Source organism: Nitrosomonas sp. (assembly GCF_024282095.1).
GTDB lineage: Bacteria > Pseudomonadota > Gammaproteobacteria > Burkholderiales > Nitrosomonadaceae > Nitrosomonas.
This window is the reverse complement of record NZ_JAMWZS010000022.1, coordinates 1-15732: the sequence shown is the minus strand read 5'-3', so window position 1 is coordinate 15732 and position 15732 is coordinate 1. Positions and strand designations below refer to the sequence as shown.

The following is a 15732-nucleotide window of genomic DNA, read 5'->3' as shown; positions in this document are numbered from 1 at the left end:
TATATTAGTTGGGTGATAATGTTAAAACCGTTATTTCCTGTTATTCCCTATTCTTCTCATAATCACATAGCCACCGGGCAAATTCATCGGCCAGCATGGGTTTTGCAATAAAATATCCTTGTATTTCATCGCACCCCAGTTCTGCAACCAATTCGCAATCAGCCTGGGTTTCAATCCCTTCTACCACCACATTCAAGCCAAAAGCTTTGCCTAATTTTATACTCGACTCAAGAATTACACGAGTCGCCAGATCTTGCGTAGCGTTATGTGCAAAAATCCGGTCTATTTTGAGTTCTGTAAAAGGCATATATTTAAGCGTTTCCATGGACGCATAGCCGGTACCGAAATCATCAATGGACAACCCAAAACCTTTAAGCCGAATACGCGTCAGAATATCCAGACTTTGTGCAAAATCCTTCCCCAGCTTACCCTCGGTAATTTCCAACGTGACCCGCTCAATCGGCACATTGGAATCCTGCACCGCTTCCTGATAAATCTCCGGCAAATTAAAGCGATCCAGGTTTGCCATGGAAACATTCACAGAAATTTTCAAATCCAATCCGTTCTGTAGCCAGATATCCAACTGCTGCACGGATTTCTTCAGAACATTGCGTGTAAAATCATTGATCAAGCCATTTTGCTCGATAATGGAAATGAAATTATCAGGAGAAATATAGCCATATCTCGCGTGATGCCACCGTGCCAAACACTCGACACTGGTAACGCGACGGCTGGAAGCGGAAATTTTGGGTTGAAAAAATAGCGTGATCTGATCAGCCATCAAAGCCTGTCGGATCTCCTCCACATCAAACATTTGTCTTATCTGGGAAGAGTCAGCAGTTTTTTGAATCGGTAAACTCAGTTTCTCCAATATCGCTGTCAAAGAACCCATGGTCACCGGCTTAGTCAATGTGCCAATGACATTCAACCCACGTACAATGGCTAAACGCTCTATTGCTTTGAGCAAATCCGCGTCAACACCTGAAAATAATACAACTTTTCCACTATATTTCTGATCAGCAATATGACGCAAAAACTCAATGCCATCCATTCCTGGCATTTCAATATCACAGATCAACAAATCAACAACTTCTATTTGAGCAGACAGTGCAAACAAACCAGCGGCACCATCTTCTGCAACCAGCACTTCATTGACTCCCAATTCTCTAAGCAAATGACTGACAAATTCAAGCATAAATTTGTCATCATCAAGTACTAACACACGTATATTTTTCTTTTTATCCATCCGAAGAATTTAGTTAAGCGCTTACTTAACAACTACTAATAATTCGTCCAGGAGCATTCAATAAATCACTACAGCACGTATTCTTTTACTATCAGAGCCATTTCAGAAGTGTATTAATCAGTAAGTCGGGATTAATCGGTTTGGCTAAAAAATCACTCATACCAACATGTTGACACAAATCCCTATGGTGTTGATCCGCATTGGCTGTTAACGCAATAATCGGCAAATCCGACCAATGCGCATTGATTCGAATCATTTGCGTAGCTTCCAGACCATCCATGATGGGCATTTGAATATCCATTAACACACAATTAAATGATTCCTTGCTCAGAAGGTCCAGCGCTTCTTTTCCATGTTCTGCAATGGCTACAGTGGCACCTGAATATTCCAGTATCTCCTTGATAACTTGCTGATTCAGCTCATTGTCCTCGACCACCAAAATAGCAAATCCTGTAAGCTCCCGATCATTGCGCATCAAATTCACTTTCAAATTTGCATGATTAACTGTTTCCACTATACTTGCAATCCCGTACGCAATAAATCACAACAGATTCTTCTCGCAAGTTCACTCGTTGCATGTGGCCGGCACCCCCCGCAGGCGCAAAACGATCTGTGTTGCCACTACGGTGCCGGAAACAGACCCAACATGCATACTTATCACATCAAACTCACCTATTCCGCTACGCCTGGATGCCTGCCTATTCCTTAGCCGCTGCAATCATCCCGGCCGCAACCGTATTATTACTGCTTTCATCGATGACGATAAAACATCCGGTGGCACGATTGCGTTCATAATCGTCACAAACCAGCGGCGCTTGCACTTTCAGTCCAATATGCGCGATATCGTTCATTTTCAAAGTATTCACTGTTTCATGGTCCATGGTATTGACATCGACACGATAATCAATCCGGCTGATGACGGCTTTCACCATGCGGGTAGACTGTTTGATCAGATACTTCCGGCCGGGATCCAGCGGTTGCTCGGAGAGCCAGCATAACATCGCGTCAAATGCTTTAATAACCTGCGGTGCATCGCCCGCTTTCACCAGCATATCACCACGTGAAATGTCTATGTGATCTTCAATCGTCAGTGTGACCGATTGTGGGGCGGAAGCTTCGTCAATGGCCCCCTCGTAAACCAAAATTTCTTTGATGCGCGAAGTCAATCCGGATGGCAGCAACGTGACGTTGTCACCGACACGTATTGAACCCGATTCGATACGTCCCATATAACCGCGAAAATCATGCAACTCCTTAGTTTGTGGTCGGCACACCCATTGCACAGGGAAACGGAAATCGTCACGATTGATATCGTCTTCGATCGATACGCTTTCTAATAGATCCATCAGTGTAGAGCCTTGATACCAGCTCAGATGATCACCGCGTTCAACCACCATATCCCCATTGAGTGCCGACATCGGAATATAGGTAATATTGCGCAACTTGAGTTTCTCCGCAAACGCAGCGAAATCCTGACAAATCTTCTCAAAGACTGGTTGCGCGTAATCCACCAGATCCATCTTATTAACGGCCACCACCAGATGCGGAATTCCCACCAAACTTGCCAGATAGGCATGACGGCGCGATTGCGTCAGCACGCCCTTGCGCGCATCAATCAGAATAATCGCCAGATTGGCCGTTGACGCGCCGGTGACCATATTGCGTGTATATTGTTCATGCCCCGGCGTATCGGCAATAATAAATTTGCGCTTGGGCGTAGCGAAATACCGGTAGGCCACATCAATGGTTATGCCTTGCTCACGCTCGGCTTGCAATCCGTCGGTGAGCAGTGATAGATCCACACCCTCCATACCGCGCTTGCGCGTGGTATTGGAAATCGACGTAAGTTGATCTTCAAAAATAGACTTTGAGTCATGCAATAAACGGCCAATCAGAGTGCTTTTACCGTCATCCACACTCCCGGCAGTAATAAAGCGCAATAACCCGGCTTGATCAAACGAAATTTTTTCAATGATCGACATTTGGAAACCTTCTGGAAATTCGTGTTACCACAGAATATAGAAATAAATGATTAAAAATTGATTGATATGCCCAAGAATGCGGTATTTTTCAGTCAAAACCGCCACTGATACGTCAATGCTAGAAATATCCTTCTTTCTTGCGCAATTCCATCGACGCTTCCGACGTTTGATCATCCATGCGCGTAGCGCCACGTTCAGTAATGCGCGTCATCGCTGTCTCAGCAATGATTTCATCGATACTGGCTGCATCGGACTCCACCGGACAGGTACAACTCATATCGCCCACGGTGCGAAAGCGCACGGTAATGTGCTCAATTTTCTCACCCGCCTGCGGTTGCACCAACTGCGAAACAGGTAACAAACCGGCTGCACGCCGGATCACGTCACGCGTATGGGCAAAATAGATTTGCGGCACTTCCAGTTTTTCGCGTGCGATATATTCCCAAACGTCCAATTCGGTCCAGTTACTGATCGGAAACACCCGGATATTCTCGCCAGGATGCGTGCGGGTATTATAAATATCCCATAATTCCGGGCGCTGATTTTTGGGATCCCACTGGCCGAATTCATCGCGGAAAGAAAAAATTCGTTCTTTGGCACGCGCTTTTTCCTCATCCCGGCGCGCACCACCGATACACGCGTCGAATTTGAATTCCGCAATGGCATCCAATAGCGTCACCGACTGAAAAGCATTGCGGCTCTGATTCTCCGAGCGTAGCACCACTCTGCCTTTTTTAATCGAATCCTCCATGCTGCGCACAATCAGTCGTTCGCCCAGTTCCTTGACACGCCGATCGCGAAACGCGATCACCTCGGGAAAGTTGTGTTCCGTATCGATATGCATCAATGGAAATGGAAAACGTCCGGGACGAAACGCCTTTTCAGCCAAACGCAACAAAACAATGGAATCCTTACCACCGGAGAACAGCAGAACAGGATTAGCACATTCCGCCGCAACTTCGCGCATAATATGGATCGCTTCACTTTCCAGCGCGTCCAGATGGGTAAAGGGGTGGTTACTCATTTTCTTTCTCTCAACCTACAAAAATTAAGCACCCTGCGCACAGGCTGCCCGCAAAAAACTACGCGTAATACTGCGACCAATTGCACCTATTTTAATGGAATCACTTTGCCAGTATGCAATCCACATTCCTTGTTTTCCGGCGCTTCCCACCACCAACGGCCGGAGCGGATATCCTCTCCGGGTGTAATCGCACGGGTGCAGGGTGCACATCCGATACTCGGATAAAACTTGTCATGCAGCTTGTTATAGGGCACTTCATATTGTTTCAGGTATTCCCAGACTTCCGCATTTGACCATTCCAGCAGCGGATTAACCTTTTGCATACGATTGCCCATATCATAGGCAGACACTCTCAAGTCCAGCCGGGTAGATCCCTGTTCGTGCCGTATTCCCGTCACCCACGCGCGCTTACCCTGTAAAGCGCGGCGCAACGGCTCCACTTTCCGGATATGGCAGCATGACTTGCGCAATTCGATGCTTTCATAGAAGCCATTCACGCCATGCTCGGTGACATACGCTTCAACCTGTTTTACATTAGGAAAATAGATGCGTAGCGGCGTCTTGTACCGTTCCCGCACTGTCTGCATCAAATCATAGGTTTCTTGCGGCAAGCGCCCGGTATCGAGGCTAAACATATCAATCGCAAGATGATATCGGTCAATGATGTCTGTCAACACCATATCTTCAGCCCCCAGACTGTTGGCAAACGTAACCGGTGCATGATCACGCACGGTTTCAGTCAACACCGCAACGACCTGTTCAACTTTTTGTTGCAGCGCACTCATGTCATGTCTGCAGCCGGATTTCCCTTGCGCTGTACTCGACGAAATAATGGCAGTTTCTGATTAAAAGAAGTTTGATACACCTCGGAAAAATCACTCAATCCTTTTAACGCATCCTCAATGTTACGATCCGGACGCGGCGCAAAGGCGTCAAATCCGACGCGCTGCATATAAAATAATTGATCGCGCAAGACATCGCCGATCGCCCGCAATTCTCCGGTATAACCCAGACGCGCGCGCAGATTATAGGCAATGGAATAACCCCGGCCATCCGAGAATTTCGGAAAATCAACCGCAATCACGGAAAGTTTGTGCACATCGTCTTTCAAATCCTCCGGACGTTCAGCGCTGGCGAGCCACACGCCTATGTCATCACGTTGTTGTAATGCATCGCGCTGCTGCAACCAAACTTGCAATGGCACAATCACTTTGCCCGCCGGAACCGTCACATTGTCTGCTGATTCCTGCTCGCTTAAACGCAGCACAACCCAGTCATCCGCAACGATTGCTTTATTTTTTATAATCATCACACTTAAAACCTTGGAGAATAATAGGGCACTGAATATTCCGCAGGCACCACCACATGCTTGTCGGCAATTTCTTCTTCCTCAACCGCAAATTCCGTCGCATACACATACTCTTTAAAAGGCCCATGGCCAATGCGGCGCACCGTATCAATAAAACGCTCAGCTTCCATACGTTCACGCAGATAAACCTGCAGCAGGCGGTCAATCACCTCCGGCACCTGGTTAAATGTAAAGGATGGACCGATAATCTTGCCAATCGAGCTGTTGTTACCCTCAGCGCCACCAAGCGACACCTGATACCACTCATCATGATCTTTCTTTTCAACACCGGTAATGCCGATATTGCCGATATGATGCTGCCCGCACGCATTGACACACCCCGAGATATTCAGTGTTATCTCACCGATATCGTGCTGAAAATCCAGACTCTCAAAACGCTCGGCGATCAACTTTGCCAGCGGTATGGAGCGCGCATTGGCCAACGTGCAGAATTCCGCACCGGGACAGCTGATGATATCGGTCAACAACCCGATATTGGGCGCTGTCAGCTCGTAGGCTGTCGCTTCTTGCCACAAACGAATCAGATCCTTCTGCCGCACATCCGCCAACACCAGATTCTGTTGATGCGTGATGCGTAATTCACCAAAGCTGTAGCGATCCGCCAGATCTGCGATTGCTTCCATCTGTTCAGCCGTGGCATCGCCAGGAACAGTGCCCGGCTTCTTCAACGACAAAACGACGATTGCGTAACCGGGAACACGGTGCGGCTTGACGTTACGCAACATCCAGTTGGAAAATGAGCGACTATCCGCTTTGAATTCATTCAACGCGGAATCATGATCCGTCAGTGTTTCATAAGCCGGATCAGTAAAGAACGAGGCAACACGATCGACTTCCTCGGCAGTTAAAGTACCGGGACCATCCTTGAGATCCGCCCAATCCGCTTCAACCTGACGTTTGAATTCATCAATTCCCAGCGCTTTTACCAGAATCTTGATGCGTGCTTTATATTTATTATCCCGGCGACCATATTGATTATAGATCCGCAGAATGGATTCGACATACGTCAAAATATGCTGCCACGGCACAAACTCACAAATCTCACTGCCGATGACAGGTGTGCGCCCCAATCCTCCACCCACCAGCACACGGAAGCCCACTTCACCCTGCGCATTTTTAGTCACCGACAAGCCGATATCGTGCGCATAGATCGCAGCACGGTCTTCTTTTCCACCGCTGATGGCAATTTTGAATTTGCGCGGCAAGTAAGCAAATTCCGGATGAAAAGTGCTCCATTGGCGCAGAATCTCAGCATAAGGGCGCGGATCAACGACTTCATCTTGCGCAACCCCGGCATATTCGTCCGAGGTAATATTGCGCACACAATTGCCGGAAGTCTGGATGGCATGCATTTCGACAGAAGCGAGATCGGTCAGAATATCAGGCGTATCTTCCAGTTTGAGCCAATTAAACTGGATATTCTGGCGTGTCGTGAAATGCCCGTAACCACGATCATATTTACGTGCAATGTGGGCAAACATGCGTATCTGTCTTGAAGATATGAAGCCGTAAGGCACTGCAATACGCAGCATGTAGCCATGTATTTGCATATACAAGCCATTTTGCAGCCGTAAAGGCAAAAATTCTTCTTCCGTCAGTTCACCGGAAAGACGCCGACGCACTTGATCACGATACTGCTCGACGCGTTCATTCACTATTTGCTGATCATATTCATCATAGCGATACATTGTTAATTTCCCCGCATATTCGTTCAAAGATGCTCAATAAGGCACGCACAGTCAATTCAATGGGATTTCTAGGATTCCGTCTGGGTATACTGCTTGGAGACAGGCAACAATAGCGCTGCATCCAATGGAAATTTGGCACCATATTTCATAATATGGTTCACATCATCATCTTCATCATGCCTTAACGCCATACCAATATAGGCATGTTCACCGCTCTCACCCACCACAATGCCGATACGTCCACCACACCCATTAAACCATGTGACTTGTTTGGGCTTATTCTCAATATTTGTACTCATCAATCAATCCTTGTTTCATTAATGGGAAATTGCCGAAGCCTGTCAATGAATCAGCAACCCACTATTCCAGCCACTTATCATCCTGACATACTGAACAAAACAACTTCTTGCCGTCGCCTTAAATTTTATTGCGCTACTGCTACGAACAAACGATAGCAATTTATAACAATTGAGTATTCTACCAAAAAACTAACCCGTGATTGTCTTATACGCATGAATGACAGATGAATCGAACACGCCATTCCGAACACAAGTGGTCGACACGAACTGACATAAACAAGGAAACCAACCCAATAGAAACTTGCCAGAATAAATCTTGCATCTCATTTTTACCCATTTTGACTTATCGCATGATAACAATGCATCTCTATAATTCAAAATACTATTATGTTAGATTTATATAACTATTTATTATGAGCAGATGTGATTTATGAAACTACAGCAACTTCGCTATTTGTGCGAAACCGCCAACCAGAACATGAACTTATCCAAGGCGGCAATCAAACTGCACACTTCTCAACCGGCTATCAGCAAGCAAATTCAGCTGCTTGAAGACGAACTCGGTGTCGATATCTTTTTGCGCAATGGCAAACGTATCGTGCAGATCACCCCACCCGGGCAACTGATCATAAAAACCGCCACCCGAATGCTTCGCGATGCCGACAACCTAAAAAAAATTGCGCAGGAATTTACCAATGAAGCGGGCGGCACACTCACTATCGCCACCACACATACCCAAGCGCGCTATTCATTACCGCCCGTGATCAAACGTTTTACCGCACGTTACCCAAAAATCAAACTCATCCTGCGGCAAGGCAGTCCGATGCAGATCTCTGCATTAGTCACCTCAGGCGAAGCGGATATTGCGATTGCCACCGAAGCCATTGAGCAATTTCATGAGCTGATCATGTTGCCCTGTTATCAATGGAACCGATGCGTCATTGTGCCGCCCAAACACCCGCTCCTGAAGTTAAAAAAACTCACGCTGGAAGCCATTAATCAATATCCCATCATCACTTACGACTTTGCTTTTACCGGTCGCTCAAAAATCAATCAGGCGTTTGCAGACCGCGGACTGGAACCGAATGTGGTACTGACCGCGATCGACTCCGACGTGATTAAAACTTACGTAGAATTAGGATTGGGTGTAGGCATATTGGCCAACATGGCTTTTGACGCCAAACGCGACAAAAATCTCAGATCCATAGACGCCAGCCATCTGTTTGAACCCAGCACAACACGCATCGGCATCAGTCGCAACAATTATATCCGTGGCTACATCTTCGATTTTATCGAAATGTTTGCACCACATCTCAATCATGCCAGTATCCAGGCTAAGCTGGAAAGCGGTCGATACAGCGACTCAGAAAATGCAAATTGATTCCCTCGGGAATTGAAAGTACTATGATGCTGTATAAACCTTTCTATGAGGTCAAAAAATGAAAACAATCGTCAGCCTAGTATTGGCGTCACTCATATTGGCAACCATCGCTCTTGGATCAGGCGCTTACAACATGGCGGCGACGGAAAAACACTGGGGTATCACTGAAAAGATTATCGAATGGGTACGTGATAGTTCCATTGAAGCGCGGGCCAAAGATTTGCAAGTACCTGCTTTGGATGGCGAGGAATTGCTCGCTGGCGGTGCCGAACACTATAGCGCCATGTGCACAATCTGCCATCTGGCTCCCGGTTTGGAACCAACAGAGCTGTCGATAGGTTTGTATCCACAAGCGCCCATATTTCATCAACGTGAGCCGATCAACGATCCCGCCAAGCGGTTGGAGCATGCCAGAGAATATTTCTGGGTGATAAAAAATGGCTTGAAAATGACCGCCATGCCAGCCTGGGGTCTGAGTCATGATGACAATGCGATTTGGGGGATGGTGGCCTTTATCCTCAAAATGAGCCAGATGACACCCGAGCAATATGAGAATCTCGTCAATTCAGCCAAGAATCAAGCACATGATCATCAGGACAGCGATCATGGACACAGTCATTAGCCAAATAACGGAGACTCAAACTGGCCTCATTGTCTGATCTTCCGTTATCAACACGAATGACTTTGGCTCAATCGGTTATCGCCCAAAACCTTATCGCAAGTTATCGCAGTACCCATTACCAAATGGGCACCGGCACTGATGCAATTCTCCTGCAAATTGATCAATACTCAGAAGCGCTCGCAAAATTTCTGATCGCATCCAAACAACCTTGCGCTGCAATTATCAGCGCATACAATCCATGCAGCCAACTTCAGAACGATGAACAAAATTCGGCCGCACACGAATCCCTTAAGCATTGTCTGAACCGCCATTCCTACCCAATGATAGAAAGCCTGAATATTGATCCGACCAACATATGGCCGACAGAAAAAAGCTTTTTCGTGCCTGGGCTGGATGTGGATACTGCCAAATCACTGGGACAGCAATTTAATCAGAATGCGATGGTATGGATCGGCAGCGATGCCATTCCCCGCTTGATCCTGTTGCGTTGAAAACAAGCAATCAAGCACTCGCTGCAACAGAATAAATCATACAGAATCCAACATCGAAAAATTCATGATAGCTGTCAACGCAAACCCGATGTTATACTCGATGCCTTAACAACAGTTTGGGAGACAATTATGATGAAAAAAACACTCACCTTTCTGACTTTGGCTATCTTCAGTTTTGGATTGCTTGCTTTTGATGCAGAAGCAAAGCGCATAGGCGGCGGCAAAAATATCGGCACGCAACGTCAATCCCAACAGCAAGCTACACCGAGTCCTCAACAATCAACTGCCGCAGCGCCTAAGGCAGCGCCCACTGGCGGAAGCAAATGGGGCGGCGCACTGGCGGGTCTGGCAGCAGGCGGTTTACTGGCTGCGCTGTTTATGGGCGGCGCGTTTGAAAATATTAATATGATGGATATGGTAATTCTGGCGCTACTCATCGGCGCTGCATTCTTTATCTTCCGCATGCTGCGCAAACCCAAGGCTGAAGCAACGCCTGCCATGCAGTACTCGGGCATGAATACAAATACACAAGAGCGCTTCAATACGCCGCCATTCACCGCGCCTGCAGAAGCTGCAACAACTGATAGCGGAACAGCCTATCGCCAGCCGAATATTCCGGCAGATTTTAAAGTGGAACCCTTTATCCGCAACGCGAAAGCTTCGTTCATCCGCTTGCAGACTGCGCATGATCATGGCAATGTTGAGGAAATTCGTGACTACACCACACCAGAAATGTTCGCGGAAATTAGCGCGCAGATTAACGAACGGGGCGATACACAGCAAAAAACAGAAGTCATGTTCATTGATGCCAATCTGCTGGAAGTAGAAACCACTCAAGACCTGGCCATCGCCAGCGTGCGTTTCACCGGCCAATTACGCGATGTACCCAATGGTGAACCGGAAGAATTTGATGAAATCTGGCACGTACAAAAAGATCTGAAAGATTCCAATGCCACTTGGTTGTTGGCTGGTATTCAGCAAGCTTCTTAGGTATAAACTGTCCGGCCGCGCTGGCCGGACATTCCACGCACCGTCAAAACTTTCCAACCCATACAGCTTGTTTGTTAATCTCCAGCAGTTATTTATTGATTCAGTCGCATCAGATCACTAACACTATGTATACAAGATTATCAAAAGTTGTACTGGTCTGGTCTATCGCGCTATTTGCTGCATTGGTAGCGTTCAATAACATCACCGATTACGATTCAAATTTTGCCATCATCCAGCACGTCCTTACGATGGATACGACCTTTCCGGGTAACCAAGGGCTTTGGCGCGCCATTGAATCCCCGGCTATGCATCATCTGATCTATGGCTTCATCATTGTTACTGAAATCGTCATTGCGGGGCTTTGCGGATTAGGCGGCTGGCGTCTAGTTAAAAACATCAAGCGCCCGACAGCATTCAATCAAGCCAAAAGATTGGCAATCCTGGGATTAACACTGGGCTTTATGCTATGGTTCACAGGATTTATGACGATCGGTGGTGAATGGTTTCTGATGTGGCAATCGGAAGTTGCCAACGGACAACAGGCTGCATTTCGTTTAGTGATGATTATCGGCGCCGTTCTCGTCTATCTGACTCAGACAGACGAGGAGAAACATCCATGAGGCGCCACAATCCGTAGGCACTACAGAAGCTTATGCCAACAATGCATCGATCCCGGCTTGGGCAATCTGCGCATCCTGAAATGATCGCACGCCACTGACACCAATCGCGCCGACAAATTGATCGTTCACAACAATCGGCAACCCTCCTTCGATAGGCAATGTGCCCGGCAAATTCAAATAACGCAGTTGTCCTTGCGCAATATTTTCTTCCCATATTTTAGTCGGGCGGCGAAAAGCAATCGCAGCACGTGCTTTCTCAATCGCCACATCGATACTGCCGAATTGCGCATGATCAAGACGCTGCAAGTACAGTAAGTGACCGCCGTCATCCACGATCACAATGACAACCTGCCATTCATTTCGTTTGGCTTCCGCTTCTGCAGCGGCAGCCATCTTCTTGGCGTCATCCAGTGTGAGTATTATTTTGTTAACCGTCATAACCGCCTCTGAAAAATAAATTAAATCCCGGCGCCGCCTTCGAACACCTCATGGCGCATCTGCGCCTGTGAAATATTGCTGCCCGGCGGCACGCTGCGCGTCAACCACACATTGCCGCCAATCGTCGATCCTCGGCCGATGGTAATGCGCCCCAATATCGTCGCACCGGCATAGATCACCACATCATCCTCAACAATCGGATGGCGCAAATTGCCCTTCACCAGCGCGCCATTCTCATCCACCGGAAAACGCTTGGCACCCAGTGTGACCGCCTGATACAGACGAACATTCTGACCGATAATCGCAGTTTCCCCAATCACCACGCCGGTACCATGATCGATAAAGAAACTACCGCCGATCTGCGCGCCCGGATGGATTTCCACGCCCGTTTGCGAATGGGCGATTTCCGAAATCATGCGTGCGATTAACGGTACCCCCAACCCATGCAGCACATGCGCCAGCCGGTAATGCATAATCGCCATGATACCGGGATAACAAACCAGCACTTCATCGACATTCCGCGCCGCCGGATCACCTTCATACGCCGCTTTAATGTCACTTTCCAGCAGGCTCCGAACCTCCGGCAGCCGTTTGGCAAATGCCTGCGTAATCGCCGCTGACTGTTCGCGATCTTCATGACTGAGGATTTCCAGGCCGGAGTTATAATGCAATTCATGTTGAATTTGCATCATCATCTCCCGCAGCGTCATATTCAGCGTATGTCCCACGTAATGATCAATGCCCTCATCGGCCAATTCCGGCGAACCTAATCGATTAGGAAACAAGGCCGCACACAAACCTTCCGTAACACTTGCCAAAATCCTTCGTGACGGCAACCGCGGTGGATTATCATGCCGATTGCGGCGCTCCAGCGACGCCAGGCGCAAAGTGCGTAATTCAGTAACAATACTGTCCACATCCAGATGCGTCGTGCGCAGTAAAGTATCGCGCGTTCTTTTGGTATTGTTCACAGCGCAATCAAACCCTGTTCATCAAACATGCCTTCAAACAGAATGCTGCTCAGATAACGCTCAGCGGAATCCGGCAAAATGACCACGATGGTTTTTCCCGCATTCTCCGGTCGTTTGGCATGGCGTACCGCCGCCGCTACCGCAGCGCCGCAGGAAATACCGGCCAGAATTCCCTCTTCCCGCGCCAGCCGCCGCGCATACAATATCGCCTCTTCATTACTGACCTGCTCGATCTCATCGACCAAGGAAAGATCCAGATTATCCGGTATAAAACCCGCGCCAATGCCTTGAATCTTATGCGGCCCGGGCGCCAGTGATGTACCCGCGCGCTTTTGCGACATGACCGGACTGGCGGTTGGTTCAACCGCCACCGAGGTAATTGCCTTACCTTTGATTTGTTTGATATAGCGGGAAACGCCCGTAATCGTTCCGCCCGTCCCCACGCCTGCGACAAAAATATCGACGGCGCCATCGGTATCATCCCATATTTCCGGCCCAGTAGTTTTTTCATGAATTGCCGGATTAGCCGGATTCTTGAACTGCTGCAGCAGCACATATCGGTCCGGATCTGAAGCCACAATTTCTTCCGCCTTGGCCAAAGCGCCATTCATGCCGCGCGCACCTTCCGTCAATTCCAGCTTGGCGCCCAATGCAACCAGCAATTTACGCCGCTCCACACTCATCGTCTCCGGCATCGTCAAAGTCAGCGGAATCCCCCGTGCTGCCGCCACGAAAGCCAATGCAATACCGGTATTGCCACTGGTCGGCTCGACAATCTCTTTTCCAGGCCCCAGCAATCCCCGCTGTTGCGCATCATCGATCATCGCCACACCAATGCGGCACTTCACCGAGTACGCCGGGTTACGCCCCTCGATTTTTGCCAAAACCAGCGCCGATGCACCATCGGTCACCCGATTAAGACGCACTAAGGGCGTGCGCCCAACCGACAACGAATTATCTTCAAACCAATTTGCCATGAATTTCCTTTTTTCTATGATGCAAATTTCAACTGCACCAACCATTTTATTAATCAGAAAACCAGCGACCATAACACCACATAACCGCAGCATTACAGTAGCCACATAAAGAAATCACTATAGCGCATTCATTCCTAAGCGGAAAGTGCATAGCCTGCTATTTCATTAATTCAGCATCAACGAAATTGCAAATTTTTATGCAGAGCAAGTTATCATAGCAATCGTTATCAACGATTGGCCTCTTGATCCACAACGCCTCCAGGAGATTACCATCATGTCATGGAGCATAAAAAATTGGCGCCGAAACCAGATTCTTCAACGAGAAGGAATTCCCGATTACATCTGGCAAAAGCTCATCAGCATGCGCTGCCTGAAGGGACTCAATCCTGATGAACTGATGCGCTTGCGCGAATGTGCAACTTTGTTTCTGCACGACAAACAAATCAACGGCGCACATGAATTGGAAATTACTGATGAAATGCGCGCCTCAATCGCGCTTCAGGCTTGCATTCTGATTCTCAACCTTGATCTGGATTATTACCGGAACTGGGTTGAGATTATTGTCTATCCCGGCGAATTTATCCTGGATTACGATTATGCGGATGAATTTGGCGTTGTGCATCATATCCATCGGATCGCAGCCGGCGAGGCATGGTCTGCCGGGCCGGTGATTCTTTCCTGGCAGGATACAATCCATACGGCCACCCGGTCCGGCCATAACGTAGTCATTCATGAATTTGCGCATAAAATTGACATGCTGCATGAAGGGGCCAACGGTTGCCCGGAATTGCATGCGAACATGAGTGCCTATACCTGGCACGAAGTATTCAGCCAAGCCTATGCCCAATTCTGCCATCAGGTCGACAAACGCCAAGAAACCATCATCGATCCGTATGCCGCGGAGAGTCCGGCGGAGTTCTTCGCGGTGCTGAGTGAAGTATTTTTTGAACTGCCGCTCATCACCCAGCAGCACTTTCCCTCTGTTTACGAACAATTGGCGCTGTTTTACCGCCAGGACCCGGCACAGCGGTGGCGGTAGTTCCAGTCGCGGCGTTGTACACAACCGGTTTCGCTATCAAATACACTCAGTTGAGGTCAGCGGACGGGAGTAACAACGGATGACCGGGGAATTCTCGCGCCACTTGCTCACGGCGCCCGGCAGCAATCTCTCGCTGAATATATTCCGGCACAGTCGTTCTGGACAGTGGTGAAATCGTCCGCGTCCACGGATCGGACAAAAACCAACGCACAAACGATTCTGCAGTCGGCTCACCTAATCGCACATGGGCTGTGCGCTGACGCAATTGATTCAACCGCTCGATTTGATCATCGAGGGTTTCTATCGCACCGTATTCACCGAGTTTTAACCCGGCTACCGCTTCCGCCAGCTCTGCCAATAGATTATGCGGATCCGATAGCACCGGCAATACATCCCATATCCGCGCTGTTTTAACCCAAGATGCCGTCACCACGCGCGTGCCGTCCGCGCTAAATCCCGCTGAGATGACTTTACCCTGATGCCGCATTGCTTCACCCAGCGCTTGTCCGCTTTGCGCATCCCATATCTGCGCCGCTCCATCATCGGATGCCGTCACCACGCGCGTGCCGTCCATGCTGAATGCCGCTGAATTGAC

General features: G+C 48.4%; 18 protein-coding genes. 6 read left to right on the top strand and 12 right to left on the bottom strand.

The features are described 5' to 3' along the window. Positions 1-40 precede the first annotated feature (40 nt). From Q0K92_RS07920 to Q0K92_RS07885, 8 genes are all read right to left on the bottom strand, one after another. On the bottom strand, positions 41-1246 hold the full coding sequence (locus Q0K92_RS07920; RefSeq protein ID WP_297325266.1) for an EAL domain-containing response regulator: 1206 nt from the start codon (positions 1244-1246) through the stop codon (positions 41-43). A 91-nt stretch (positions 1247-1337) separates the two neighbouring features. Further along, the gene (locus Q0K92_RS07915; protein ID WP_297325265.1) at positions 1338-1760 is read right to left on the bottom strand and encodes a response regulator; all 423 of its coding nucleotides are present in this window, start codon (positions 1758-1760) and stop codon (positions 1338-1340) included. 184 nt (positions 1761-1944) lie between these two features. Beyond that, positions 1945-3228, bottom strand: coding sequence for a sulfate adenylyltransferase subunit CysN (gene cysN / locus Q0K92_RS07910; protein WP_297325264.1), 1284 nt, complete (start codon positions 3226-3228; stop codon positions 1945-1947). A 118-nt stretch (positions 3229-3346) separates the two neighbouring features. Then, positions 3347-4252, bottom strand: a complete 906-nt coding sequence (cysD, locus tag Q0K92_RS07905; protein ID WP_297325263.1) for a sulfate adenylyltransferase subunit CysD — start codon at positions 4250-4252, stop codon at positions 3347-3349. A gap of 86 nt (positions 4253-4338) precedes the next feature. Continuing rightward, entirely contained in the window at positions 4339-5037 is a 699-nt protein-coding gene (locus Q0K92_RS07900; protein ID WP_297325262.1) for a phosphoadenylyl-sulfate reductase, read from the bottom strand. After that, positions 5034-5561 (bottom strand): DUF934 domain-containing protein, encoded by a 528-nt coding sequence (locus Q0K92_RS07895; RefSeq protein WP_297325289.1) that lies wholly within the window; start codon positions 5559-5561, stop codon positions 5034-5036. The genes Q0K92_RS07900 and Q0K92_RS07895 overlap by 4 nt, the downstream gene beginning before the upstream one ends. A gap of 5 nt (positions 5562-5566) precedes the next feature. Beyond that, on the bottom strand, positions 5567-7309 hold the full coding sequence (locus Q0K92_RS07890) for a nitrite/sulfite reductase (RefSeq protein WP_297325261.1): 1743 nt from the start codon (positions 7307-7309) through the stop codon (positions 5567-5569). A 68-nt stretch (positions 7310-7377) separates the two neighbouring features. Continuing rightward, a complete protein-coding gene (locus tag Q0K92_RS07885) occupies positions 7378-7608 on the bottom strand; it encodes a hypothetical protein (protein WP_110339915.1) in 231 nt (76 codons plus the stop codon). Between the two features lie 430 nt (positions 7609-8038). Between Q0K92_RS07885 and cysB the strand changes: the two genes are divergently transcribed. From cysB to Q0K92_RS07860, 5 genes are all read left to right on the top strand, one after another. Next, positions 8039-8989: an HTH-type transcriptional regulator CysB gene (gene cysB / locus Q0K92_RS07880; protein WP_297325260.1), complete on the top strand. Its 951-nt coding sequence runs from the start codon at positions 8039-8041 to the stop codon at positions 8987-8989. 58 nt (positions 8990-9047) lie between these two features. Continuing rightward, positions 9048-9611 carry a cytochrome c gene (locus tag Q0K92_RS07875; RefSeq protein WP_297325259.1) on the top strand — a complete coding sequence of 188 codons (564 nt, stop codon included), beginning with the start codon at positions 9048-9050 and terminating at the stop codon, positions 9609-9611. Positions 9612-9667: 56 nt separating this feature from the next. Beyond that, positions 9668-10102: a DUF3293 domain-containing protein gene (locus Q0K92_RS07870; protein ID WP_297325258.1), complete on the top strand. Its 435-nt coding sequence runs from the start codon at positions 9668-9670 to the stop codon at positions 10100-10102. A gap of 132 nt (positions 10103-10234) precedes the next feature. Then, positions 10235-11092 carry a Tim44-like domain-containing protein gene (locus tag Q0K92_RS07865; RefSeq protein ID WP_297325288.1) on the top strand — a complete coding sequence of 286 codons (858 nt, stop codon included), beginning with the start codon at positions 10235-10237 and terminating at the stop codon, positions 11090-11092. A gap of 125 nt (positions 11093-11217) precedes the next feature. Beyond that, the gene (locus Q0K92_RS07860; protein ID WP_297325257.1) at positions 11218-11712 is read left to right on the top strand and encodes a DUF2165 domain-containing protein; all 495 of its coding nucleotides are present in this window, start codon (positions 11218-11220) and stop codon (positions 11710-11712) included. 30 nt (positions 11713-11742) lie between these two features. On the opposite strand, the gene Q0K92_RS07855 is transcribed toward Q0K92_RS07860, so the two are convergent. From Q0K92_RS07855 to cysK, 3 genes are read right to left on the bottom strand one after another with little or no spacing between them, the layout of a single operon-like run. Continuing rightward, the gene (locus tag Q0K92_RS07855) at positions 11743-12150 is read right to left on the bottom strand and encodes a heme-binding protein (protein WP_297325256.1); all 408 of its coding nucleotides are present in this window, start codon (positions 12148-12150) and stop codon (positions 11743-11745) included. 20 nt (positions 12151-12170) lie between these two features. Continuing rightward, complete coding sequence (gene epsC, locus Q0K92_RS07850) at positions 12171-13073, bottom strand: serine O-acetyltransferase EpsC (protein WP_297325287.1); 903 nt, start codon at positions 13071-13073, stop codon at positions 12171-12173. Positions 13074-13117: 44 nt separating this feature from the next. After that, entirely contained in the window at positions 13118-14098 is a 981-nt protein-coding gene (cysK, locus tag Q0K92_RS07845) for a cysteine synthase A (RefSeq protein ID WP_297325255.1), read from the bottom strand. Positions 14099-14372: 274 nt separating this feature from the next. Here cysK and Q0K92_RS07840 point away from each other — a divergent pair, with 274 nt between their 5' ends. Continuing rightward, positions 14373-15137: a M90 family metallopeptidase gene (locus tag Q0K92_RS07840; protein ID WP_297325254.1), complete on the top strand. Its 765-nt coding sequence runs from the start codon at positions 14373-14375 to the stop codon at positions 15135-15137. A gap of 46 nt (positions 15138-15183) precedes the next feature. Here the strand turns inward: Q0K92_RS07840 and Q0K92_RS07835 are convergent. Further along, the coding region (locus Q0K92_RS07835) for a WD40 repeat domain-containing protein (RefSeq protein WP_297325253.1) at positions 15184-15732 on the bottom strand (549 nt) is incomplete at its 5' end.